Origin of the sequence: Yinghuangia soli (assembly GCF_021502675.1) — a bacterium.
Taxonomy (GTDB): Bacteria; Actinomycetota; Actinomycetes; order Streptomycetales; family Streptomycetaceae; genus Yinghuangia; species Yinghuangia soli.
Window position 1 is genome coordinate 113,713 of the sequence record NZ_JAKFHA010000011.1, and the last position, 22,010, is coordinate 135,722.

Consider the following 22,010-nt stretch of genomic DNA (forward strand, 5'->3'; position numbering starts at 1 on the left):
TGCGCACTAATCGCGGCGGAAGGCGTCCGCGTAGTAGCCGCTGTCCGAGGAGATCCGGAACAGCCGGTCGGCGGTCCGGGACTCGTCGGCGTGGATGGACTCCGAGTACGTGTAGCCGGGGAAATCCATGACCACATCGCGGCCGTCCTCGGACAGCCGCCAGGTACCGGTCTCGACGGCCGCGGGGTCCCGCTGGTCCAGGGTGCCGGACCGGCGGACGGCCCCGTCGGGGGACAGCACGATGGTCTCGCCGCCGTGCCGCCACGTGCCGGGGATCTCCTCGGCGGACAGGAGGTAGCGGGGCGGCGCCCACAGGGGTGCTGCCTCCATGGAGAACAAGACCATCGTGACCGAGGCGGCGACAATGCCCACCGGAATGGCCACGACGGACAGGACCAGACCGCCGAGCAGGCAGCCCGTCGACGGCTGGAACGGCTTCCAGTCGGACGCCGCGCGCACGGGGGCCTTCGCGCGGGCGCGCTGCGTGCGGGTGGCCGCCACGATGATCCGCAGCATGGCGGCCGCTGCGGCGGCGGAGAGCAGATGGAAGACGATGTCGGTCGCGTACGTGGCCAGCGTGCTCCCCGCGCGGTCCTGGTCCGCGGCGCGGATCACGCGGTAGTCGACGCAGAACGCCACGAACGCGGCCGCCGCGAGCACGCACCAGACCGCGAACACCCGCCCGGTCGCGATCCGCATCCGCTCGGGGCCGTACGTCGCTGCGTTCCCCCGTACTACGAACAGCCAGAACAGGGACAGCAGTCCGGCGGGTGCGAGCATCAGCAACCACAGTTCGCCCCGTTCGGCGGGCTTGCCGCCGAGTGCCATGCCGAGCACCGCCCACAGGTCGACCAGCACGAAGCCGGCCAGCGCGCCCCCGGCGAGCATTGCGGCACCGGCCGTGATCCAGACGGGCCAACGCAGCGGGCCGGCCGCCCAGGTGTCCACGTGCTCGGGTGCGGTCACAGGTGCCGCCTTTCCGGTCGGGGTGCCCGCGGTCAGCGGGGCGGGTCGGGGTGGAGGGAGTGCTCGGTCGTGAAGATGCCGTCGGGGTGGACGTGGACCAACTTGGGCCGTTCGCGGGATCGGTCGGCCGCGAGGTCGATGGTCTCCGGCTCCGCACGGCCGCCGCCCGGGTCGAGCCGGACAGCGACGGTCCGGCCGTCGTCCGTCAGAGTCCAGGTGCCGCGTCCGGAATAGCGGCCGTCCAGGTCTTCGACCACCGCGCTTCCGTCCGGGGCGAGCACGATCCGGGTGTCTTCGTCCGCCCAGGTGCGGGCGAGTTCCTCGTGGGAGAGCAAGTGGCGGGGAGGACCCCAGGCCCGGTCGGTGGGGTTGCCGATCACGAACGTCACCAAGCCGAAAAGCGAGACGGTGAGCCCCAGGACCGCCAGGGGGACGGTCACCGCGAGAGCAGTGCCCACCGCGCCGACGGCATGCTGCCCCGCGGTCTTCTCGGGCTTGTCGGCAGCTTCGCGAACGGGTGCGTGGACCGGGTCGGCCGCGCGGGCGCACTGCGTGCGGGTGATGCGCCCGATGAACACCGCCATGACCGCGGCAGCCGCGAGCGACAGTGCGTGGAAGGCGCTGTTCCAGGCGACGACGGCCGAGGTGTTCCCGGCCCGGGCGGCGTCGGCGTCGAAGTTCGCCGCGACGGCCAGGACCAGGGCCGTGCACATCGCGGCCCACAGCACCGACCATGTCCCGATGAGCACGAGCCCCGTGCGCGGCCGCCGCGGCCGCGCACGGCCCGGCTCGGCATGCGTCCCTTCCAGGACGTCCAGCAGGACCACCCACGCCAGCACGGCGTTGGCCACCGGCACCAGCCAGATGACGACCGTCCCGCCGGCATCGACCGGCTTGCCGACCGGGCCGTAGCGCAGGGCGTTGTGCCGGGCCGTCATGAACCAGCACAGGAACGCGACTGCGGCGAAAGGCAGTACGCACATCCAGAGCGCGCCGGTCCGCGGCGCCCATCGCGCGCCGGACGCGAACCCGGCCAGCGCCCGGACGTCCACCGCGGCCACCGCGGCCAACCCCAGGACGGCCGCCGCGGCGACGCCGACGAGGAAACGCGGCGGCCACCGTCCAGGTGCCCCGTCGGCGAAGATGCCGCGCTGCTCCGGGTCTTGGAGCCGCCGGCCTTCGTTGTGCGTCCCGCTCATCGCGTCTTCTCCAAGAACCGGCGGTAGATGACGCCTTCCTCCATGTCGTCCCAGACGCCGTCACGCAACTGCGGTGCGCCCGGGGCGCCGAACGAGTGCAGCATTTCTCGGCATGTCCATCGGGCAGAGGCATTGGGCTCGGGGATGTCGTACACGAGTCCCACGCCGGGCGAGTGGTCCGAGGTGCCTCGCGGGCCGCCGCAGATCGTCCAGCGGCCGGAGGCCGACCAGCGGTCGCGGCCCAAGCCCTCGGGATCGGGCAGCCGGTCCTTCGGCATTCCGGTGATGCGGAAGCGGCCGTCGGCGGAGAACTCGACCACGGCACCGTCGCCGCGCCAGGTTCCGACGACGTCCTCGGCGTCGAGCATCAGCGCGGGAGGGTCGAAGCGCGGCGGGCTCACCATGACGACCGCGAACAGGACGACAAGGCTGAGTGGCGCCAGCGTCCCGGCGATCAGGCAGCCCCACGGGCCGGCGGCATCGGCGTCGGCGGGCACCGGCTGCAGCGGTGTGTCCCGGCGGCGCAGCTGCTCGCGGGTGACCGCGACGACGAGCCACACCGCGGCGGCAGCCGCTGCGGCGCCCGCGAGGTGGAAAGCGGTGTCGGCGAGCCGGACGCTCCCATCGATGCCCCGGGCCTCGGCGTCCGCCTTGTCGATGACCCATAGGGAGGCCCAGAACAGCGCCCACATCGCCAACCATGCGGTCCACCAAGAGCGCAGCAGCACCACCATGCGCCGCGGCAGCGTCCCGAAGGTCAGCCGCACAACCTCGTGGGTGGCCCGGTACGGCATGACCATCTGCCCGAGCGGCACCAGCCAGCACAGGATCGCGCCCGGCCGGGAGTACCGCGGCTGTCCGACGCCGTAGGTACGGGAGTTGCTGTGCGCGCTGCCGAACCAGGCCGCGAACACCGGGCCGATCAGGACCAGCAACAGCACCCAGACCGCCGGCCGGTCGAACTGCTCGGCCCGTGCGCTCGCGACGACCCCGTAAAGGTGGTTCAGGGCCGCGGTGGACAGCAGGACGACCAGCACCGCGGTGAGCACCGGTCGCGAGCGCCGCGCCCACACGACTTCGGCTCCGGCCTCGGCCGCGACTTCGGCCACGGCCTCGGTCATGACGTCGGCCGGCACGTCGGCCGCAACGTCCGTCGCGGCGCCCCTGTCGGCGGGGCCCTCCGCCGCGGTGCGTATCGCCATGCGTCCCCCTGATCGCGCGTACCGGTGACCAGAAACTATCCAGGCCGGGTGCGGGGGCGGGGGTGGCCGCGTGGAGGTTTGGTGCAGGTCAGGAGCCCGTGCGCGGTGGTGCGCCGGTAGGAAACGCGGCGGGCTGATCCGGCGTCGGGCCGCGCGGGATCGGTGCGGCCCAGCCGGGCGCTTCCTGCTGCAGGTAGGACGAGCGCTTCCTACTGCAGGTAGGACGGGCGCTTCCTACTGCAGGTAGAAGATGCGGTCGGCGTGCTCGGCGAGGAGGCGGGCGTTCCATTCCTCGCCGCCCTCGATGTTGGCGGACATGAAGACGGGAGGCTCGATGCCGAGCTCGGCCATGCGGCCGATGACCGTCGCCATCAGCGCCTGCATCACCGCCGAGACGACGACGCCCGAGGTGGGGCCGATGCGCTGCGGGACGCCGTCGACGTCGAGGGCGGCGTCGCCGATCGGGATGCCGGTGTCGAGGACCACGTCGCAGTTGTCGAGGAGCCGGGTGCCCGAGGGGTGCCGCGGGGACTCGGCCAAGCTGGCCGTGACCGCGGTCACGCCGATCACCAGCGCGCCGCGTTCGCGCGCCGCGCGGGCCATCTCGACCGGGAGGCCGTTGCGGCCGGACAGGGAGATGGCGATCAGGACGTCGCCGGCCCGCAGCCCGGCGCCGTCGAGGACCGGGGCGGCCAGTTCCGGGAGCTTTTCCACCGCGCTGCTGGTGGTGATCGGACGGACCGACAATTGATTGCCGGGCGCGATGAGGGGATTGGCCAGCATGAGCCCGCCGGCGCGGTAGACGACGTCCTGGGCGTTGAGGGCGGAGTGGCCGCCGCCGAAGACGAACAGGCGGCCGCCGTCGGCCAGCGCGCGGGCGATGCGGTCCGCGGCATCGTCGACCGCGGGCAGTTCCTTGTCCCGCAGGCGCTCCAGGAGTGCGATCGCCGCGTCCAGGTAGCGCGCGCCCAGCTCGCCCATCTGCGCAGTCCTTGTCCCCGCGGGTGGCGGTGTCGTCGGTCCGGTGAGGCCCCGTGCCGTTCCGTGTGGTGCAGACCACGCACGGTGCGGCTTCCGGAGGCACCCTGTCAACCCGGTGGCTCGTAGATACATCCAACAGACGCGGAGGCCGCTGCGCACATACGGTCGGGATGACGACACAATGTCGGGACGTTGTGTGTGTACGGCACGCCGGAGCGGGCGGCGTACGCGCCGGGCGCAAATCCGGAACGGACAAGCCCGGCGCGTCGAACCTGTTGGCGTGGACGGTCCCGGCCGTCCCGCCGGTGGGACAGAATTGGGGGCAGGACCACGAAGAAACGGAGCTGGCGGTCGTGAGTGCACTCATCGACACCACGGAGATGTACCTCCGGACCATTTTCGAGCTGGAAGAGGAGGGCGTGGTCCCGCTGCGCGCCCGCATCGCCGAACGGCTCGGGCAGAGCGGACCGACCGTCAGCCAGACCGTCGCGCGCATGGAGCGCGACGGCCTGCTCACGGTCGAAGGCGACCGCCATCTGGAGCTGACCGACGAGGGCCGTGCCCTCGCCACCCGCGTCATGCGCAAGCACCGGCTCGCCGAGTGCCTGCTCGTCGACGTGATCGGGCTGCCCTGGGAGCAGGTCCACGCGGAGGCGTGCCGCTGGGAGCATGTGATGAGCGAACAGGTCGAGCGCCGTCTGCTCGAACTGCTTCGCCACCCGAAGGAATCGCCGTACGGCAACCCCATCCCCGGCCTCGAGGAGCTGGACCGCGACCTGCACGCGGACGACTTCATGGAGGGCCTGGGCACCCTGCTCGACGCGGCGGGGCCGGAGGGCAAGAACGTGGTGGTGCGCCGGATCGGCGAACCGCTGCAGACCGACGCCCAGCTCATGTACACGCTGCGGCGCGCGGGGGTACGTCCCGGCGCGGTGGTCAGCGTGCACGAGTCGGCCGGCGGGGTCATGGCGGGCAGCGGCGGCGAGGCGGCGGAGCTTTCGCCGGAGATCGCCGCGCACGTGTTCGTCGCCGTGCGGTGACCGAGCAGAACGCAATGCGGCGGCAACAGGAGCAGCCGAAGTAGCGGAAGGGCCGGGGAAAACCCCGGCAGGCAAGGCACAGGCGGGCGGTCGCGCGGCAGCGCGGCCGCCCGCCGCGCGTTTTCTCACGCCGCGGGCCGCCCGGCATGAACGGAATGTTTCCTTGTGCGCAACATGGTGACCTTCCGGGGAAACACGAGCTTGGCACCGTCGCCCATGTCCGGAGAGATGCCGACCGCTCCGCCAGGGGCAGCGACGGAGGACCCGCCATGGCGACCACGACCACACCGGCCGACGCCGCCGACAACAAGCCCAGATTGCGCGCGCTGCTGTCCTTCCGGGGCCGCTACCGCATGCTGCACCTGGCGACCCTCGCCTTCCTGGCGAGCTTCGTGCTGTGGTTCGACATGGCCCCGTTCCTCGACGACATCGGCGAGGAGTTCGGGCTGACGGCGGGTCAGAAGGCCACGCTGGCACTGTGCAACATCGCCCTGACCATCCCGGCCCGCACCCTCATCGGGCTGCTCGTCGACCGGTACGGGCCGCGCCGCGTGTACGGTGCGCTGCTGATCTTCGCGGCGATACCCAACACCGTCTTCGCGTTCGCGCAGAGCTATTCGATGCTGGTGGTCAGCCGCCTGATGGTGAGCATCGTCGGAGCCGGCTTCGTGGTCGGCATCCGGCTGGTCGCCGAGTGGTTCCCCAAGCGCGAACTCGGCACCGCCGAGGGCTTCTACGGCGGCTGGGGCAACTTCGGCTCGGCGGCCGCGGCGCTGACCCTGCCGGTGTTCGTCGCGGCGGTCGCGGACGGCGAGGGCGCGTGGCGCTGGGGCGTCGGCGCGGCGGGTGTCCTGGCCGCCGGGTACGGCGTGTTCTTCCTGTTCATGGCCCGCGACGTCCCGGACGGCAAGACGTACCAGCGGCCCGCCCGCAAGCCCGGCCTGCAGGTCACCAGCCGCGGCGCGGTGTTCGGCCTGATCGGCCTGCAGGTCCCGCTCGCGGTCGCGCTCGGCTTCGTGGTCTACCGGCTCAACGCGGACGTCACCGTCACCACGCCGACCGGCAAGAAGGTCTTCCCCGGGGTCGTGAACGACGGTACGGCGGCGGTCCTGTACGTGCTGGTCGCGGCCTGGCTGGCGTACCAGGTCTACGCGGTGGTCAAGACGAACCGCGGCATCCTCAAGGGCGAGGCCCCCGAGGTCGAGCACTACCCGTTCGCCGCGGTCGGACTGCTGGCGATGGCGTACCTGGTCACCTTCGGCGCCGAACTGACCATGGCGGCCTGGCTGCCGAACTTCTTCAAGACGCTCTTCGACATGGACACCACCACCGCGGCCACCGCGGCGGCCTGCTTCGCGGGCACCAACCTGGTCACCCGGCCGTTCGGCGGATGGCTTTCGGACCGCACCGGGCGCCGCAAGCTCACCCTCCTCGGGCTGCTCGCCGGCTCGTTCCTGTGCTACCTCGTGCTGTGGCGCATCGACTCGTCCTGGCCGATCTGGCAGAGCGTCGGACTCCTCGCCCTGGCCTCGGTGTTCATCCAGGGCGGCAACGGCGCGGTGTACGCGATCGTGCCGCAGATCCAGCACCGGCTGGCCGGTCAGATCTCCGGCCTGGTGGGCGCATTCGGCAACGTCGGCGGGGTGCTGTTCACCAGCCTGATCTTCCTCCAGGTGGTGCCGCAGACGGTGTTCCTGGTGATCGGCATCGCCTCGCTCGCCGCCGGGCTGTGCTGCCTGCTGCTCCCCGGCGTCGGCGAGGTGCGGCGCGGGGATGCACCGCCCGCCGACCAGGCGGCCGCCCCCGTGCCGGTGGCCGCGGGCTGACGCGCCGCAGTCCGCAGCCGGAGACACCGCAGGCGGCCCTGGTGCGAACCAGGGCCGCCCGCAGGTGTGTCGCGGTGCCGGAAGCTGCCGGAAGGTGCCAGAAGGTGCTGGGAAAGCCGGGGGAGCCGGTCAGGCCTCGGCCATCGCGCGGCCGCACGCGTAGGCGATCGGGCTGATCAGCTCGCGCGCCTCGGGCAGCCAGCGGTTCGCCTCGGTGGGTTCCCGGGCCCAGGTCGCGGTGCCGCTCGCACCCATCCGGGACGGCGGGGCCACCACGTAGTCGCCGTCGCCGCGGCAGACCAGGTCGATCGCGCTGGACCCCCAGCCGGCCCGGCGCAGCATGTCCGGCATCTTGTCGCGCGCCCCGGGCAGCACGAAGAACTGCATGCGCCGGGTCGGGGTGGCGATCACCGGGCCCAGCGCGAGGCCCAGGCGCTCCAGCCGGGCCAACGCCAGGCAGCCGGCCTGCTCGGGCACGTCGATCACCTCGAACACCCGGCCGGTGGGCAGCAGGATCGCGGCGTCCGGGTGCTCCGCCCACCACCGGCGGATCATCGCCGGACCGCTGGCGGCCTGCGCCGCCCAGTCGCGGTGCAGCGGGTGCGCGCCGGGGGCGCTGCAGGCAGGGTGCCCGCAACTGCACTGCCGGCCCAGGCCGGTGTCCTGCACCGAGGTACCGGGGACGACCTCCCAGTGGCGGTCCTCCGCATACCGGACGGCCGTCTCTACAAGCGTGTCGCGGGCGAGCTGCCGGGTTCCGAGGATCTCTTCCACGCCTTCACAACTGCCGGGCGAAGGGTTGGTTACTGGGCATCCGGGCCTTATCCGGACGCTCACCCGAATCTCACCCGAACGGGAAAACCCGCCGATCGGCCGACGGAGATCCCCGGAGTCCCGCGCGGGTGCGAAGCCGTGCACTTCATGCGGGAAGGCCGCGCGGCTACCCCTGTGCCGGTGCTGCTTCCGCCGTCGACTTCTCCAGCATGGCGAGGGTGTTGGCGTGGGTGCCGACGACGTGCTGCCGGGCGAGTTCGGCGGCTTTCGCGGAGTCGCGGGCGGCGATGGCGGCGTAGAGCCGCTCGTGTTCGCCGCACATGGCGGCGCCGTCCTCCGGGGTGGAGGTGAGCCGGAAGAGCCGGCGGAGCCGGCCGTCGAGCGGCGTCATCAGGTCCTTGAGCAGCGGGTTGCCCGACATGTCCACGATTTGCTGGTGGAAGTCGGCGTTGAGGGCGACGGCCTCGCGCAGGCGGCCGTTCCCGGCGGCGCGGCGGGAGCGGTCGAGGATGCGTTCCAGGGACCGAAGTTCGGCGTCGGTGGCGTGTTCGGCGGCGAGCCCCGCGGCGAGGGCTTCGAGCGACTCGCGGACCGCGAAGAAGTGCCGGGCGTCCTCGGGGCCGAAGTCCGCGACGACCGCGCCCTTGCGCGGCTGGATGGCGATGAACCCCTCGGTCTCCAGGCGCTGCATGGCCTCGCGCACGGGGATGCGCGAAACGCCCAGCTCCTCGGCGATCTCGCGCTCCACGAGCCGGCGGCCCGCCGCGTACTGGCCCTCGATGATGCGCTCGCGCAGTTCGACGTACGCCTGGTCCCGCAGCGACCGGTGGGCGTCGCCCATGCTCGGGCCGTCGGCGGGGGTGCGGGGGCTCATGAAGGGACTCCAGACCGTTCGGCGGGCACCAGTGCGGGGTCAAGGTCCCCGATCATTCCAGATCACTTTCGGTCCGGAGATTTCCCCCGAGACCATTGCTTGGTATTCGGTATACCAGTTACGGTGGCGGCCGCCCACCCCGACAGCGGGCTGCCGCACATGTCGGTCCGAGCCGCCAGGCCGGGCGCCGACCCAGCACCAGGAGTGCCATGCCGACCACACCCGTGACGCCGCCGACCGGCGGTGTTCCCGCGCCTGAGCTGCTGCACCGGGTGACGTCGCCGACCGGTGCCGCGCTCGTGCCGGAGGTGCTGCGCCGGGCGGCGCTGCCGGACGGCCGCCTCGCCGACGTGCACCTGCGGGACGGCCTGGTGGCCGAGATCCGGGCGTGCGCGGGGCCCGACGCTGCGGGCGTCGACCGGGCGGTCGGCGGGGGAGCGGCGGAGCGTGCCGTCGACCTCGGCGGTGCGCTGCTGCTGCCCGCGTTCGTGGACGGCCACGCGCACCTCGACAAGACGTTCCTCGGGTCCCCTTGGCAGCCCCACCTCCCGGCCGCCGACCTGCGTGCCCAGATAGCCGCCGAACGCGAGCTGCGCCGCCGGATCCCCGTGCCAGTCGAGGACCGGGCGACCGCGCTCGCGCGCCGCATGGCCGCGCTCGGCACCGGCTACGTCCGCTCGCACGTGGACATCGACCCCGACGCCGGCCTGGCCGGCCTGCACGCCCTGCTCGCGGTCCGCGAGGCCTGCCGGGACCTCATCGGCATCCAGCTCGTCGCGTTCCCGCAGAGCGGCGTCGTGACCGCGCCGGGCGTCGCGGACCTGCTCGACGCCGCGCTGCGCGAGGGCGCAGACCTGGTCGGCGGACTCGACCCGGTCGGCTTCGACGGCGACATGGCCGGGCAGCTCGACGTCGTGTTCGGTCTCGCCGAACGGCACGGCGCGGGGATCGACATCCACCTGCACGACGGCGGCGCCGACGGCATCGCGCAACTGCGCGAGATCGCCCGGCGGACCGCCGCGCTGGATCTCGGCGGCCGCGTCGCGGTCAGCCACGCGTACGCCCTCGGCCAGGTCGGCGACGGTGAACTCGGCCGTACTGCAGAGGTGTTGGCCCAGGCCGGGGTCGCCATCATGACCAACGGCCCGGCCGGGACCACGCCGCCCGTACGGCGCCTGCGCGAACTGGGCGTACGAGTCTTCGCCGGTTCCGACAACATCCGCGACGCGTGGTGGCCGTACGGCACCGGCGACATGCTCGAACGCGCCACCATCATCGGCCTGCAATGCGACCTGATGACGGACACCGGACTGCACGACGCCGCCGACCTCGCCACCGACGCAGCCGCGGCGGCTCTCGGCCTGTCCGGGTACGGCCTCGCCCCGGGCTGCCGCGCCGACCTGGTGGCCGTCGACGCCGCCTCCGTACCCGAGGCGGTCGCCGCGCACCCCGCACGGCTGCTGGTCCTGCACGGCGGCCGCGTGACGGCCGACCACCGGGGCCTCGTGCACCTGTCCGACGGCGGCCGGGCGGACTGAACTCCGTTCTCCCGGCGGCCGGTATGCCCCCGGGTCCCGAAGCCCCGAACTTCCGAAGTTGCGAAACCCCGGCCCTGCGGGCCCGCCGCTTCGCCGAACCCGCCCTACCCCGCGCCGCAGCGCGCCCTTGCCCCCGGAGGAACCCGCTGTGACCACGCATGCCCCCGCGCCCGCCCCGGCGGACGCGTCCAAGCCGCCGGCCGCCGGTGACACCAAGCTCGCGACCGGCCAGATAGGCACGGCCGACCTGGTCTTCTTCGTCGTCGCGGCGGCCGCCCCGCTGACCGTGCTGGCCGGCGTCGCCCCCTTCGCAATCGGGGTCGGCGGCCCCGGGACGCCGCTCGGCTACCTGATCTCGGGTGTCCTGCTGGCGCTGTTCGCCGCCGGGTTCACCGCGATGAGCCGGTACGTCCGCAACGCCGGAGCGTTCTACGCCTACGTCGCGCGCGGACTCGGCCGGACCCTTGGCGTGGCCACCGCCTACGTCGCGGTCGTCGCGTACAACCTCATCACCCCCGGTGTGGCCGCCGCCTTCGGCTACTTCGGAGCCGCCTACGTCAACGAGCGGGCGGGCACCGACATCCCGTGGTGGGTGTTCGCGGGCGTGTGTGTCGCGGCCACCGGCGTGCTCGGCTGGCTGCGCGTCACCTTGAGCGCGAAGGTCCTGGGCGTGGCGCTGGTCCTCGAGGTGGTCTCGCTGCTGCTCATGGAGTTCGGCATCCTCAAGGACCGCGGCGGCGACGCCCTCGACCTCGGCTCGTTCGACCCGCAGACGCTCGCCAACGGCGGTATCGCCGGGATGTTCGTCCTGGTCATCGGGGCTTTCACCGGCTTCGAGGCGACCGCCATCTACGCCGAGGAAGCGCGCGACCCGCGCCGCACCGTGCCGCGCGCCACGTTCGTGGCGATCGGGTTCCTCGCGCTGTTCTACGCCGCCGGGGTCTGGCTGATCATGGGTGCGTACGGGACCGACGAGGCGGTGGCGCTCGCGCAGGGTGCGGACGGCCCGCAGCTCACGTTCGACGCGGCCGGCGCGCACGTGGGCACCTGGCTCGCGGACAGCATGGAAGTCCTCATCATCGTCAGCGCGTTCGCCTCCACGCTCGCCTTCCACAACGCGGGCGCACGGTACCTGTACGCGCTGGGCCGCGAGGGCCTGCTGCCGCGCTCGCTGGGCCGCGTATCGGCCAAGCACGGTTCGCCGGGCGCCGCGGTCGTCGCGCAGACCGTGTTCAACGTGCTGCTCATCGGCGTCGGGGTGGCGCTGGCCGCCGACCCGTACGCCGAGGTGTTCCTGTGGAGCAACAGCGTCGGTGTGCTCGGCGTCATGGCCATGCAGGCGCTGGCGGCGCTCGCCGTCTGGGCGTTCTTCCGCCGTGACCGGCGCGGGATGTCGGCGTTCCGGGTGGTGTGGGCGCCGCTCGTGTCCTGCGCGGGGCTGGCAGTACTGACCGTGCTGGCGGTGGTGCATTTCGACTTGCTGACCGGCAAGACCGGAACGGTGAACGCGGCGCTTCTGGTACCGATCCCGGTCGTCGCGCTCGCGGGTGCGGCGGTGGCGCTGCGCATCCGGCGGCGCGATCCGCAGCGGTACGTGCGCCTGACCGAGGTGGACGTCGAGCGCGGCTGACCCCGACGGGATCACCGAAGAAGAGCGGGAACCAGGTGGTCCGGCAGGGGCGTACTCTGCCGGACCACCGCACGTGTCAGACCAGTCGGCCCGCACGTGCCACGATCTCGCCCGCCCGCACGACGATGTCGCGCGGCGGCAGGTCCACGACCACCTGCGGTACGCACTCGCCCTCGACCAGCATGAAGTCGGCGGGCGACCCAGGGGTGAAGTCCACCGCCGGGAGACCGAGCAGCGCGGCGCCGCCGTGCGCGGCGAGGGCCAGGCACGCGTCCAGGTCCTCGTCGAGACGAGCCTCGACGCAGCACCCCAGCAGATGTGCCCGGTGCAGCATGTCGGCGTTGCCGAACGGGCTCCACGCGTCCCGCACGCTGTCGGAACCGAGCGCCACGAGCACGCCGCGCGCGGTCAGTTCGCGGAACGGCAGCACGCTCGCCTCGCCCAGGGCGGCCGTGGTCAGCGCGACACCTGCGTCCGCGAGCTGCGTGGTGGCCTCGTCGAACTCCTTCTCGGTGAGCCCGGCGAGGCGCGAGAGGCAAAAGGCGTGGCTGATGGTGACGCGGCCGCCGAGCCCCAGGGCGCGCGTGCGTGCGCAGATGTCGCGGAGCGGGCCCATGCCCTCCTCGCCCGCGTCGTGCATGTGGATGTCGATGCCGACTCCGTACCGCTCGGCGATGCCGAACACCGCGTCGAGCTGGCCCTGCTGGTCGTCGTCGAAGCCGGCCGGGTCCAGACCGCCGATGATGTCGGCGAGCCCGGTGCGCACCGCCTCCTCCAGCAACTCGGTGACGCCCGGCAGCCGGCGGACGCCGTGCTGCGGGAAGGCGACGATCTCCACGTCCAGGCTGCCGCGCAGTGCTTCGCGCGCGGCGGCCAGCCCGTGCAGCGGGTCCAGCCCGTAGGCGGGGGCGACGTCGACGTGCGTGCGGACCGCCCGGGTGCCCTGCGTGACGGCGTGCGACAGCAGGCGCTGGGCGCGGACCGCGACCGGGGTGGCCTGCGCTTGGTACAGCTCGACGTCGCCCTGGACGAACTCGGCGAGACCGGCCGCCGGGTGGCGGGAGTACCAGGGCTCGCCGAACGCCGTCTTGTCCGCGTGGATGTGCGCGTCCACCAGCGTGGGCAGCGCGATCCGGCCGCCGCCGTCGACCACTTGGAGCACCTCCGCCGCGGCGCTCCGGGGCACGCGGTCGGTGAACACCCCGTCGACGACGAGCAGATCCGTCGCCTCGGCACCCATCGGCCGGACGTCGCGGTACACGGTGGCATTGATCGGGCGGTGCATGGTCGGCCTGCTCTCGGACGCGGGGAACGGGGTCGCCCCACTGGTATACCAAAGTGGCGCCAAGGGCGTCGGGCGCCCTCGGGTGCCCGCCGGCCCCGCGGGTCCCTGGCCCCGTGCGCCCGCGGTCGCCCCGAGCCCGCCGCCGACTACCCCGTCCGGTCCGGCCCGCGCCCGGCGCAGCGGGGGCGCACCGGTGCAGCCGCGGGGGCGCAGGGGCCGCCGCCCCTATCCGTGACCGCTATCGACTGGCTACCGTCCGTAACGGACCACGTGAGGGCGTACCGGGCTTCCGCACCACCGGAGTTCGCCTCTCGCACAGCGGAGTCCGCACGCCGGGGCTCCGGGTCATCCACTGGGAGGGGACGCCGATGGCCGCTCGCTCGCTCGCGACACGCCAGCCCAACGAGCGCCTCGCGTCGCTCATACAAGAAGCCGGATGCTCCAACGCCGGCCTCGCCAGACGCGTGAACATGTGCGGCGCCGAACAGGGCATGGACCTGCGGTACGACAAGACCTCGGTGGCCCGCTGGCTGCGCGGCCAGCAGCCGCGCGGCTCGGTGCCCAACCTCATCGCCGAGGCCCTCGGCCGCAAACTGGGCCGCCCGGTCACCGTCGACGAGATCGGCATGGCCGACGGCCGCAGCCTGGCCACCAACATCGGCCTGCAGTTCGCCCCCACCCCCGCGGCGACCGTGGACGTGGTCACCGAGCTGTGGCGCAGCGACGTCAACCGCCGCGATTTCCTGCTCAATTCGTCCGTCGCGGTGGCCGCGCTCGTGGCCCCCAGCCGGGACTGGCTGATCACCGAGCCGGACGCCGCGGTGTCGCGCGTCGGCGGCCCGCGCGTCGGCGCCTCGGACGTCGAGGCGGTCCGCGCCACCACCGAGATGCTGTCCGTCCTCGACCACCGCTTCGGGGCGGGCCACATCCGGCCCGTCGTCGTGCACTACCTCGGGTCGGTCGTCTCCGGCCTGCTCGGCGGCACCTACACCGACGAGGTCGGCCGCGCGCTTTTCGCGGCGGTCTCGCGGCTCACCGAACTGGCCGGGTACATGGCCGTGGACACCGGGCAGCCGGGCCTCGCGCAGCGCTACTACATCCAGGCGCTGCGGCTCGCGCAGGCCGCCGGCGACCGGCCGTACGGCGGCTACGTGCTCGCCGCGGGCATGAGCCACCTCGCCGGGAGCCTGGGAAACCCCCGCGAGATAACCCAGTTGGCCCGCGCCGCGCAGGAAGGCTCCAAGTCCGCCAGGACCGGCACGGGCGCGACCGCCACCACGATGGCCATGTTCCACGCCGCCGAGGCCCGCGGGCACGCCCAACTCGGCGACGTGCGCGCCTGCGAAAGCTCGCTGGCGCGCGCCGAGACCGCCATGGAGCAGTCCCGGCCCGACGAGGACCCGGTCTGGATCGCGCACTTCGACCGGGCCTATCTGGCCGACGAGTTCGCGCACTGCTACCGCGACCTGGACCGCCCCCGGCAGGCCGAGGAAGCGGCCCGCGCGGCCCTGGAAGGCCATGCCGAGACCCGCGTGCGCCGCCGCGCCGTCGACACCCTGCTCCTGGCCACCGCGCACCTCCAGCAGAACCGCCTCGACGAGGCCTGCGCGGTCGCCGGCGACGCCCTGCACCTCGTCACCCGGCTGCACTCGGCCCGCGGCGAGGAGTACCTGCGCGACTTCCAGCGCCGCCTGGCGCCCTACGGCGCCGAGCCTGCCGCCCGCGACTTCATGGACGCGGTGCGGGCATCGCGCGACGGCGACGACGAGGAGGTGATCCCGGCCTGAACGATCCTCGCGCACCACGGCACGTGTGCGGCGGCCGCCGCCGAACGCGGTTCCCGCGCACGTCGTCCGGGCCCCGAAGTACGTCCCACCCGACGGCCCGCGCCACGTCCCGTGACGCCGCAGACTCCGGGACGCCGGCATGACGGGCCACGGTGCCCCCCGGCATCGACGGGGCCGATGCCGGGGGCCACCTTCGCCGCGCCCGCGCGACGCCCCCGGCGGCCCTGTGCCCGGGGACTCGCTACGCTGCCCGCCACGGGGGCAAGTCACGGGGCAGGAGCGCGAATGGCGGAGCAGGACGGGCGGACACCGGACGGGGAGCAGGGCACCGGACCCGGAAGCGGCCCCGGGTCGACGGGAGATCCGGAAGGGCCGCGCTGGGGATCGTCCCGCGCACGCCTGGGCCTGATCGTCGGCGGCCTGTCCCTCGCCATCGTCATCGCGACCCTGGCCTTCGCCGTGGAGCGCAACCTGGGCGGCTCGGACGATCCGAAGGCCGCACCGTCCCCGACCCCGACCCCGACCGCTCCACCCTCGGCCGCGCCGACCGCGACCGGCAACATCCGCATCCCGCAGGCCTCCGCACCGTCCGGCGCCGTCCGGCCCACCGCCACCACCCCGGCGACGCCGCCGAGCGGCCTGACGACCAGCCGCCCGCCCGGAGTCGACAAGGCCGCGGCCGCCGCGCCCATCACGCCGCGGCAGGCGTTCCGCGACGAGAAGGTCGTCGTCCCGTCCGGCGGCATCTACGAGCGCGTGCTCATGTACACGCCCGCCGACTGCCGCGAGATGATGAGCCGGGAACTCGCCGCGGTCATCGAACAGGGCCGCGGCTGCGCCCAGTTGACCGGCGCGCTGTACACCGACGCGGCCCGCGGGCTGCAGATCACGGTCAGCGTGCTGAGCATGAAGGACGTGAACGACGCGGCCGCGGCGTTCGGCCTGGCGGTCCTCGACCCCGTCAGGTACCAGATCGCCGCACTGGACCCACGGCCCGGCGCCGGAGTCGCCGCACCGCCCGACGGCTCGCCCGGCGCGTTCGCCCGCATCATGACGGTGCGCTCCGTGGTGTTCGCCTCGGCCCAGTGGTCGGACGGCCGCAACGAGGCGTCCGAGAAGCTCACCGTCCCCATGACCGAGCTGCTCGCCTACGTCAACGCCCGCGTCGCTTCCTACGAACTGTCCACCGCGCGGACCTGACCGACCGTCGGATCCCGTCGGCCGCTCCGGTACGCTGCCCGCCGCTGATCTTCCAGGGGGTGGGGACGTGCCGGACGGCGAAGGTGAAGTCGCCGACGAGTGGGAGGCGTTCGTCGCGCGCGAGATGGCGCGGCAGCGTGCGGAGTCCGGGGAGTGGCTCGCCACCGTCGGACCGGGGCGCGCGGGCGCACCGGACGGCCCGCAGGGCGGCCCGGCACCGCGCCGCCGCCGGCGGCGGCGGGTGGCGGTGATCGCAGGGGTGACGGCTGCCGCTGTGCTGCTCGGCGCCGGGGCGTTCGCCTGGAGCACCCGGGACAACGGGCCGGGCGGCTCCGGAGCCGCTTCCCAGGACGCCGCCGGGAGCGTGTACGTGCCGGTGATCGAGCCGGCGCCCGCCGCGTCCTCGGCGGCCCCCTCGACGGCTCCGCCCGCGGCCCCGACCGGGCCCGACGTCCCCTCCGGGCCGCCGACCGCGCTTCCGGACGGGGCCGCCACGAGCATTCCGCCCGGAGCGCGCAAGGCCGCGTCCGCGCCGCCCATCGCGGCCGAACGCGCCTTCCCGGAAAAGCGGGTCTCGCTGCCGTCGGGCGACGTGTTCGAGCTTGCCGACGTGTACACCCCGCGCGAGTGCCGCGAAATGATGAGTGCGCAGCTCGTGTCCGTGATCGACGACGGCCGCACTTGTGCGCAGATGATCGTTGCGCTCTACACCGACCCCGGACGCCGCATCCAGATCACCATTGCCGTGGCCAGTTTCACCGAGGTGAGCCACGCGCATGTGGCGTTCGCGATGAACAGTCTGGACCCGATCGCCTACGGCGTCGGCGCGCTCGATCCGGTGCCCGGGTCCGACGTCCCGCTTCCGCCGCGCGAGGCTCCGGGCGGCTTCGGACAGGCCGTCGCCGTGCGATCCGTGGTCTTCGGGATTTCGCTGTGGTCCGACGGCCGCAACGAGGACTCGGCCGCGATCCACACCCCGGCCAGGGAACTGCTGCGCTACGTGTTCGACCGGGTCGCGGCCTACGAGGAAGGCACCGCCAGGACCTGAGCCGCACCGCTGCCGCGCGCCCGGTCGGGCGTGCCGTGCGCGGAAACGGGGGAGTCCGGGGGAAACTCTTCGTGCGGCGGCCGAACCGCTGTTCGGGCCGGTTGCGTCTCGGCTAGCGTCGAAGGCGGAAGCGGACGCGTGTAGGCACAAGGAGAACCGGCATGAGCAGCAGGCCCGAAGCAGGGGCGCCCGGGGAGGAGCCCGGTGCGCCCAAGGACGAAGGACTGTCCATTTTCGGGCCGTTGGAACTGCCCCGGGACGAGACCGACTACTACCCGTACCCCGCGTACGACGCGGACCCCGGCTACGGCGACGCAGCGGGCGGCACCCGGGTCGCGACCCCGTCGATGATCGTGCCGCCGGCCCCGGGCCACCCGCCCGCGTACCCCGGCCACCCGGCGCCGCCGCCCGGATACCCGCCCACCCCGCAGGGCCACCCGCCGGGTACGCCCTACGGCCCTCCGCAGGCCGTCATGCCGCCCGCCGGGGGACCGGGGGCCGCGCCCGCCGCGGACCCGTTCGCGGGGCTCTTCCGGCCCGGGCCGTCCGCCGGCCCGGCGGCCGCGCCGATGGCAGGTGCGGGGTACGCGCAGCCCGCGCACGGATACGGTGCGCCGCCACCGCCCGGGGCCGGCCAGCCGCAGTACGCTGCGCCCGCGATGCCGCAGCGCCGCGACCCGTACGGCAGCGGCCCCGGTGGCCCGGGCGCTTCCGGCGGTCCGGGGAGCGGCCGCGGTGGCGGCGGGGTGCCGCGCAACGTCATGGTGATCGGTGCGGTCGTGGCGGCGGTGGTCCTGGTCGTCGCGGCGCTGTTCGCCAGCGGTGCGCTCGGCGGCGACGACGACAAGGCCAAGAACGCGGGCGGCTCCGGCTCGCCGTCCGGTTCGCCGAGCGGCGCGGCCTCGTCCGCGCCGCCGGCCCAGCCTGCCAAGACGCAGGTGCAGCAGATGGACGAACTGCTGCAGGTCAGCGCGGGTTCGCGGGCGAAGGTGAGCCAGGCGGTCAGTGAGATCCAGAAGTGCGGCGACGCCATCACGACCGCTGTGCAGACCCTCAACGACGCGGCCGCGCAGCGCGACGAACAGGTCGCCAATCTGGACCGGTTGAAGGTGGATCAGATCGACCGCGGCACCGAGCTGGTCGACTGGCTGCGCAAGGCCTGGACCGCGTCCGCCGCGGCGGACCGCTCGCTCGCCGCCTGGGGCCAGGAGAACGCCGACGGCGAATGCGCCGAAGAGGATGGCAAGAAGGCCAAGAGCACCGACGACAAGCGGGCCGCCGACCGGGCCAGCGGCGATGCCACCCGGGCCAAGAACGAAGCGGTCAAGATCTGGAACCCGGTCGCGGGCCAGGCCGGTCTCAAGAGCCGCACCGCGAACGACATCTGACGGTCCATCGGATCCGTCCGGAGCATCGGGCCGATCCGGCCGAACGGATCGGACGGATCAGACGCATCAGCGGGATCAGTCGGATCGGCCGCGCCGGGCGAAGGGCGGGAGCGGACGCGGACCCCCGCGCCGCGCCCGCCCCCGCGGTCGGGCCGGCCCGCGCACCTGCATCCGCGCACGCCGGCCCGGCGGGGCGTCCGCAGCATCGTCGGTGCGCACGCCCCCCCGGGACGTCCCGGTCCGGCCGGTCGGTGGCCGGACCGCGACCGGACCGCTCGTCTCCTCAGCCCACTTCGGCGGCCACCGCGGTCTGCACCCGGACCTGGTACACCGGCAGCGCGACCGCCTCGTCGTCCGCGTCCAGGCACAGCCCGGTGCGCAGGTCGAACGCCTCCTTGTACATCGGCGACATCACCATCGGGACGCCGCCGCGCGATCCGACGATGCCGCGCGAGATCACGTACGCGCCGCTGAACGGGTCCAGGTTGCCGACCGCGTACACCTCGTCGCCGAGGCCCCGGAAGACCGCCACCTGGGCGCCGTCCACGAGGGCCGCCACACCGCGCCCCGGGATCAGGTCGTCCAGGCGGCACACCGGCGTCCAGCCGTCCGCCGAGGCGATTTCCACCACGGTGCCGCCGATGCCGTCCGCGGCGCCGTACGCCGGGTCATAGGCGGTGTCGTACGCAGTCACGAGGTCCTGACCTCCAGGGTCGGGCCGGCGATGAGGCCGGCGGTGGCGAGGGGCAGCCCCTCTTCGCCCGGCTTGGCCGGGCGGATCTGGTCGCGTTCGGGCACGAACGTGACGGTCGGGTCCGGGGTCCCGGGCGCGTTGACGAACGACACGAAGCGCCGCAGGCGCTCCGGGTCCTCGATGGTGGCGCGCCACTCGTCCTCGTACGTCTCGACGTGGCGCTGCATCAGCTCGTCGAGGTCGTCGCAGATGCCGAGCGAGTCGTCCATGATCACCGCGCGCAGGTGGTCCAGGCCGCCCTCCATGCGCTCCACCCACGGCGCGGTGCGCTCCAGGCGGTCCGCGGTGCGGATGTAGAACATCAGGAACCGGTCGATCGTGCGGAGCAGCGTCTCCCGGTCCAGGTCGGCGGCCAGCAGGTCGGCGTGCCGCGGCGTCATGCCGCCGTTGCCGCCCACGTACAGGTTCCAGCCGGTCGAGGTGGCGATCACCCCGAAGTCCTTGCTCTGCGCCTCGGCGCACTCGCGGGCGCAGCCGGACACCGCCGACTTCAGCTTGTGCGGCGACCGCAGGCCGCGGTAGCGCAGCTCCAGCTCGATGGCCATGCCCACCGAGTCCTGCACCCCGTACCGGCACCAGGTCTCGCCGACACACGACTTCACGGTGCGCAGCGCCTTGCCGTACGCGTGCCCCGACTCGAACCCGGCGTCCACCAGGCGCTTCCAGATCAGCGGCAACTGGTCCACCGAAGCGCCGAACATGTCGATCCGCTGACCGCCGGTGATCTTCGTGTAGAGCCCGAAGTCGCGGGCGATCTCCCCGATGACGATCAGGCCTTCCGGGGTGATCTCGCCGCCCGGGATCCGCGGCACCACCGAATACGAGCCGTTCCGCTGCAGGTTCGCCAGGAAGTGGTCGTTGGTGTCCTGCAGCGAGGCCTGCTCGCCGTCCAGGATGTGCCCGTTCGCCAGCGAGGCCAGGATCGACGCGACGGCCGGCTTGCAGATGTCGCAGCCGCTGCCGGTGCCGTGCTCCTCGATCAGCCGCCGGAAGCTGGTGATGCCGCGCACCTGCACGATCTCGAACAGCTCGGCCCGGGTGTGCTCGAAGTGCTCGCACAGGCCCTTGGCCACCTCGACGCCGTTCGCGGCGAGTTCGTCCTGCACGATGGTGGTCAGCATCTTCACGCACGAACCGCAGCCGGTGCCGGCCCGCGTGCACTTCTTGACCGCCGGGACGTCCGCGCAGCCCTCGTCGTTGACCGCGGCCCGGATCTTGCCCTTGGTCACGTTGTGGCACGAGCACACCAGCGCGTCGTCGGGCAGCGCCGACGCGCCGATCGCGATCGGCGCACCCGCCGACTCGGGCAGCACCAGCTGCTCCGGCGGGGCGGGCAGCACCGCACCGGACAGGCACAGCGGGCGCAGCAGGTCGTACGAACCGGCGTCGCCGACCAGCACGCCGCCGAGCAGCACGCCCTCCGCGGTCACCACGAGCTTCTTGTAGACGCCCTCGCGGCTGTTGGAGTACACGACCTCCAGGCAGCCCTCGGACGTGCCGTGCGCGTCGCCGAAGCTGGCCACGTCCACACCCAGCAGCTTCAGCTTGGTGGACGTGTCCGCACCGGTGAACGAGCCCGAGCCGCCGGTCAGTTCGTGCGCCACCGTCTCGGCCATCTGGTAGCCCGGCGCGACCAGGCCGTACACCCGGCCGTCGGATGCCAGCGCGCACTCGCCGATCGCCCAGATGCTCGGGTCGGACGTGCGGCAGTTCTCGTCGACCGCGATACCGCCGCGCTCGCCGACGTCCAGCCCGCTCTCCCGGGCCAGTTGGTCGCGCGGCCGCACACCCGCCGAGAAGATCACCAGGTCGACGTCCAGCGTCTCGCCGTTCGACAGCGCCATCGTGGCCGCGCGGCCGTCCGCACCGACCCCGATCTCCTGGGTGCCGGCGCCCGCGTGCACGGTGACGCCCAGCTCCTCGATCTTCCGGCGCAGCGCCGCGCCGCCGCCCTCGTCCACCTGGATCGCCATCAGCCGCGGCGCGAACTCCACGACGTGCGTGTCCAGTCCCATCGCCTTCAGCGCACCCGCGGCCTCCAGGCCGAGCAGGCCGCCGCCGACCACCGCACCGGTGCGGGCGCCCTTGGCCCACTCCTCGATGGCCTCCAGGTCCTCGATCGTCCGGTACACGAAGCAGCCGTCCGCGTCGTGCCCGGGAACCGGCGGCACGAACGGGTACGAGCCGGTCGCCAGCACCAGCGCGTCGTAGCCGAACACCTCGCCGCTGCGGCCGGTCACGGTCCGCGCCGCCCGGTCGATCGCCGCCGCGGGGTCGCCCAGCCGCAGGTCGATGCCGTGCTCGTCGAGGAACCCGGCGGGCACCATGGACAGTTCGTCGGCCGAAGTACCGGAGAAGTACGACGTCAGGTGCACGCGGTCGTACGCCGCCCGCGGCTCCTCGCACAGCACCGTCACCTGCCAGTCGGCGGCACCGCGCTCGACCAGCGCCTCCAGGAAACGCTGCCCGACCATGCCGTGACCGACCAGCACCAGGCGCTTGCGGCCGTCCGCCACCG

At 73.3% G+C, this 22,010-nt stretch carries 17 protein-coding genes; 8 read left to right on the top strand and 9 right to left on the bottom strand.

Annotated elements, in window-relative coordinates; all coding sequences use genetic code 11:
* Nucleotides 1-6: 6 nt before the first annotated feature.
* The 4 genes from LZ495_RS19900 to LZ495_RS19915 form a co-directional block, all read right to left on the bottom strand.
* Complete coding sequence (locus LZ495_RS19900; RefSeq protein WP_235053769.1) at nucleotides 7-966, bottom strand: hypothetical protein; 960 nt, start codon at nucleotides 964-966, stop codon at nucleotides 7-9.
* A 32-nt stretch (nucleotides 967-998) separates the two neighbouring features.
* Nucleotides 999-2,165, bottom strand: coding sequence for a DUF4328 domain-containing protein (locus LZ495_RS19905; RefSeq protein ID WP_235053770.1), 1,167 nt, complete (start codon nucleotides 2,163-2,165; stop codon nucleotides 999-1,001).
* A complete protein-coding gene (locus LZ495_RS19910) occupies nucleotides 2,162-3,367 on the bottom strand; it encodes a DUF4328 domain-containing protein (RefSeq protein ID WP_235053772.1) in 1,206 nt (401 codons plus the stop codon). The genes LZ495_RS19905 and LZ495_RS19910 overlap by 4 nt, the downstream gene beginning before the upstream one ends.
* Before the next feature lie 234 nt (nucleotides 3,368-3,601).
* Complete coding sequence (locus LZ495_RS19915) at nucleotides 3,602-4,348, bottom strand: sugar isomerase domain-containing protein (RefSeq protein ID WP_235053773.1); 747 nt, start codon at nucleotides 4,346-4,348, stop codon at nucleotides 3,602-3,604.
* A gap of 353 nt (nucleotides 4,349-4,701) precedes the next feature.
* Between LZ495_RS19915 and LZ495_RS19920 the strand changes: the two genes are divergently transcribed.
* Nucleotides 4,702-5,388 (top strand): iron-dependent transcriptional repressor DtxR, encoded by a 687-nt coding sequence (locus LZ495_RS19920; protein WP_235053775.1) that lies wholly within the window; start codon nucleotides 4,702-4,704, stop codon nucleotides 5,386-5,388.
* A 269-nt stretch (nucleotides 5,389-5,657) separates the two neighbouring features.
* The gene (locus tag LZ495_RS19925; protein ID WP_235053776.1) at nucleotides 5,658-7,214 is read left to right on the top strand and encodes an MFS transporter; all 1,557 of its coding nucleotides are present in this window, start codon (nucleotides 5,658-5,660) and stop codon (nucleotides 7,212-7,214) included.
* A gap of 129 nt (nucleotides 7,215-7,343) precedes the next feature.
* On the opposite strand, the gene LZ495_RS19930 is transcribed toward LZ495_RS19925, so the two are convergent.
* The gene (locus LZ495_RS19930) at nucleotides 7,344-7,988 is read right to left on the bottom strand and encodes a bifunctional DNA primase/polymerase (protein ID WP_235053777.1); all 645 of its coding nucleotides are present in this window, start codon (nucleotides 7,986-7,988) and stop codon (nucleotides 7,344-7,346) included.
* A 166-nt stretch (nucleotides 7,989-8,154) separates the two neighbouring features.
* Nucleotides 8,155-8,862: a GntR family transcriptional regulator gene (locus LZ495_RS19935; protein WP_235053778.1), complete on the bottom strand. Its 708-nt coding sequence runs from the start codon at nucleotides 8,860-8,862 to the stop codon at nucleotides 8,155-8,157.
* 209 nt (nucleotides 8,863-9,071) lie between these two features.
* On the opposite strand from LZ495_RS19935, the gene LZ495_RS19940 reads away from it, so the two are divergent.
* Together LZ495_RS19940 and LZ495_RS19945 are read left to right on the top strand one after the other, a co-directional pair.
* On the top strand, nucleotides 9,072-10,400 hold the full coding sequence (locus LZ495_RS19940) for an amidohydrolase (protein ID WP_235053779.1): 1,329 nt from the start codon (nucleotides 9,072-9,074) through the stop codon (nucleotides 10,398-10,400).
* 148 nt (nucleotides 10,401-10,548) lie between these two features.
* On the top strand, nucleotides 10,549-12,030 hold the full coding sequence (locus tag LZ495_RS19945; protein ID WP_235053780.1) for an APC family permease: 1,482 nt from the start codon (nucleotides 10,549-10,551) through the stop codon (nucleotides 12,028-12,030).
* A gap of 76 nt (nucleotides 12,031-12,106) precedes the next feature.
* Here LZ495_RS19945 and LZ495_RS19950 read toward each other — a convergent pair whose 3' ends face one another.
* Nucleotides 12,107-13,315, bottom strand: a complete 1,209-nt coding sequence (locus tag LZ495_RS19950) for an amidohydrolase (protein WP_372498607.1) — start codon at nucleotides 13,313-13,315, stop codon at nucleotides 12,107-12,109.
* A 368-nt stretch (nucleotides 13,316-13,683) separates the two neighbouring features.
* Between LZ495_RS19950 and LZ495_RS19955 the strand changes: the two genes are divergently transcribed.
* The 4 genes from LZ495_RS19955 to LZ495_RS19970 all read left to right on the top strand — a co-directional run bounded on the left by LZ495_RS19955 (nucleotide 13,684) and on the right by LZ495_RS19970 (nucleotide 18,738).
* Entirely contained in the window at nucleotides 13,684-15,102 is a 1,419-nt protein-coding gene (locus tag LZ495_RS19955; RefSeq protein ID WP_235053783.1) for an NsdA family TPR-like regulatory protein, read from the top strand.
* A 285-nt stretch (nucleotides 15,103-15,387) separates the two neighbouring features.
* Nucleotides 15,388-16,302, top strand: coding sequence for a hypothetical protein (locus LZ495_RS19960; protein WP_235053784.1), 915 nt, complete (start codon nucleotides 15,388-15,390; stop codon nucleotides 16,300-16,302).
* 67 nt (nucleotides 16,303-16,369) lie between these two features.
* Nucleotides 16,370-17,350: a hypothetical protein gene (locus tag LZ495_RS19965; RefSeq protein ID WP_235053785.1), complete on the top strand. Its 981-nt coding sequence runs from the start codon at nucleotides 16,370-16,372 to the stop codon at nucleotides 17,348-17,350.
* 161 nt (nucleotides 17,351-17,511) lie between these two features.
* Nucleotides 17,512-18,738: a hypothetical protein gene (locus LZ495_RS19970; protein ID WP_235053786.1), complete on the top strand. Its 1,227-nt coding sequence runs from the start codon at nucleotides 17,512-17,514 to the stop codon at nucleotides 18,736-18,738.
* A gap of 283 nt (nucleotides 18,739-19,021) precedes the next feature.
* On the opposite strand, the gene nirD is transcribed toward LZ495_RS19970, so the two are convergent.
* Both nirD and nirB read right to left on the bottom strand, forming a co-directional pair.
* Nucleotides 19,022-19,432, bottom strand: a complete 411-nt coding sequence (gene nirD, locus LZ495_RS19975) for a nitrite reductase small subunit NirD (protein ID WP_372498608.1) — start codon at nucleotides 19,430-19,432, stop codon at nucleotides 19,022-19,024.
* Nucleotides 19,429-21,966, bottom strand: a complete 2,538-nt coding sequence (gene nirB, locus LZ495_RS19980) for a nitrite reductase large subunit NirB (RefSeq protein ID WP_235053928.1) — start codon at nucleotides 21,964-21,966, stop codon at nucleotides 19,429-19,431. Before nirB ends, nirD begins: the two co-directional genes overlap by 4 nt.
* Nucleotides 21,967-22,010: the final 44 nt, after the last annotated feature.

What these genes read in the sequence shown, in the direction of transcription:
- LZ495_RS19935 (WP_235053778.1), bottom strand. Translation starts at nt 8,862, where the DNA reads ATGAGCCCCCGCACCCCCGCCGACGGCCCGAGCATGGGCGACGCCCAC.
- LZ495_RS19905 (WP_235053770.1), bottom strand. Translation starts at nt 2,165, where the DNA reads ATGAGCGGGACGCACAACGAAGGCCGGCGGCTCCAAGACCCGGAGCAG.
- LZ495_RS19955 (WP_235053783.1), top strand. Translation starts at nt 13,684, where the DNA reads ATGGCCGCTCGCTCGCTCGCGACACGCCAGCCCAACGAGCGCCTCGCG.
- LZ495_RS19960 (WP_235053784.1), top strand. Translation starts at nt 15,388, where the DNA reads ATGGCGGAGCAGGACGGGCGGACACCGGACGGGGAGCAGGGCACCGGA.
- LZ495_RS19950 (WP_372498607.1), bottom strand. Translation starts at nt 13,315, where the DNA reads ATGCACCGCCCGATCAATGCCACCGTGTACCGCGACGTCCGGCCGATG.
- LZ495_RS19970 (WP_235053786.1), top strand. Translation starts at nt 17,512, where the DNA reads ATGAGCAGCAGGCCCGAAGCAGGGGCGCCCGGGGAGGAGCCCGGTGCG.
- LZ495_RS19925 (WP_235053776.1), top strand. Translation starts at nt 5,658, where the DNA reads ATGGCGACCACGACCACACCGGCCGACGCCGCCGACAACAAGCCCAGA.
- nirB (WP_235053928.1), bottom strand. Translation starts at nt 21,966, where the DNA reads ATGGTCGGGCAGCGTTTCCTGGAGGCGCTGGTCGAGCGCGGTGCCGCC.
- LZ495_RS19910 (WP_235053772.1), bottom strand. Translation starts at nt 3,367, where the DNA reads ATGGCGATACGCACCGCGGCGGAGGGCCCCGCCGACAGGGGCGCCGCG.
- LZ495_RS19940 (WP_235053779.1), top strand. Translation starts at nt 9,072, where the DNA reads ATGCCGACCACACCCGTGACGCCGCCGACCGGCGGTGTTCCCGCGCCT.
- LZ495_RS19915 (WP_235053773.1), bottom strand. Translation starts at nt 4,348, where the DNA reads ATGGGCGAGCTGGGCGCGCGCTACCTGGACGCGGCGATCGCACTCCTG.